The 1,503-nt window shown below is 47.3% G+C and carries 1 protein-coding gene; it reads right to left on the bottom strand.

Annotated elements, in window-relative coordinates; genetic code table 11:
- Positions 1-140: 140 nt before the first annotated feature.
- Entirely contained in the window at positions 141-1,352 is a 1,212-nt protein-coding gene (locus tag OKA04_RS24890; RefSeq protein WP_264503844.1) for a phosphoribulokinase, read from the bottom strand.
- Positions 1,353-1,503: the final 151 nt, after the last annotated feature.

The following is a 1,503-nucleotide window of genomic DNA, read 5'->3' on the forward strand; positions in this document are numbered from 1 at the left end:
TTCACAAGTTATGCAATGACCATCCTACTTTCTTCTAGCTGTAATATTTCCAAAACTAGTTACAAGAAATGCGAGGATGCCCATTGTCATTGATATGGTATGGTGATGAAGAGATTCACGAAATATGAATGTGGAGCTCATTAAACTTTTGCCGCTTCAGTAGGTGCACCGGCCCTCTCAGCAATAATCTGCTCATAGAGATCTCTAATCTTCAGTCCTACGATAGTTTGGAAGAGACCTGTTCCATTGTTGCTGCCGGGGAAGTCTGCATGCTTTAGCATTTGCTGTGTCACCTCTCCATAAAATTTGGTTGAGAGGTTGCTTAAATGGCTCTCAACATAGATAAGCTCATCTAGTCTGTCAAATTGGCCATCCATCTCCAGCACTGATACCTCATGCCCAAAGTAAGTGTCTGGGCCATAGGCAAATTTGATGCCAGGATAAGAACATGTGAGTTTTCTTCCACAAGGGACCCAGGTGATGCTTGATCCTTCGTCGAAGAGGTAAACTGGGTTGAAGTTCTTTACACCTTCTTTCATGATCAATTTAACACGTAGCACCTTTCCTTCATTGTCATCAGGAATAAGCTGGGTTGGCAGAACTTCAATCACTGCATCAGCATATTGCTTCTGGGGATCAATGAAGGCATCAAAATCTGGTTTCCTGGCTTCGATACTAGCCTTGATGCTTTCAAGGCTGTGACCGCGCTCTGCCATATCCCTCTGAATTTTCCATGCAAATTTAACCTCGTCACTGATGTCCAGGTAGATGCTGAAATCTAGGAGGTCCCTCACACGTTCATCAAACATGGGATGTAAGCCCTCAATGACAAAAATCTTGGGGGGCTGGATAAGCTCCGGTGGGTCTAGGAGACCAGTAACATGGTTGTAGATTGGCTTCTCAATTGCCTTGCCTTCTTTGATTGCCTTCACCTGCTCATACATGAGATCAAAATCGTTTGCCCTAGGGTCCAGGGCAGTCACACCTTTCTCCTTCCTGCCAGTCCTGTCCAAGGAATGGTAGTCATCGAGGCATATCACCGTTGTCGTGTCACTGATGAGTGTGTTTGAGTCTGGGTTGCCACCCTTGGGTGGCTCTGCAGCACCACCAAACACACTGGTGAGCCGGCGCATAAAGGTGCTCTTCCCGCATCCTGAGTCTGCTGCAAGGCCAATCACCACTGGCTTGTCGACTGAGCATGAAACCTGAAAGGTTCTTGCTCCTCCGTACCTTGTGCTACCCCTCCTGTTGCTTCTGGTGGTGAAGAAGATGACCTGATTCTGCCTGAAGCTTGTGTTGGTGGTGCATGGGGAGTGCAGGGAGGTGGTGGCATGTAGGCTGGAGATCGCCATCTTTGCTTCTGGCCTTTCTACCTGCTGGAGTTGCTCTTCTTCCCTTCAAGCCTTTTGATTGAGGCTTGATGAGAAGAGAGAGGAGGTTGAAAGAATTGAGGGGATAGAGCTAGGAGAACATAAGGAGGAGAGAGGATGATGATGATGTGGT

Source organism: Luteolibacter flavescens (assembly GCF_025950085.1).
In the GTDB taxonomy this organism is placed as follows: Bacteria; Verrucomicrobiota; Verrucomicrobiia; order Verrucomicrobiales; family Akkermansiaceae; genus Haloferula; species Haloferula flavescens.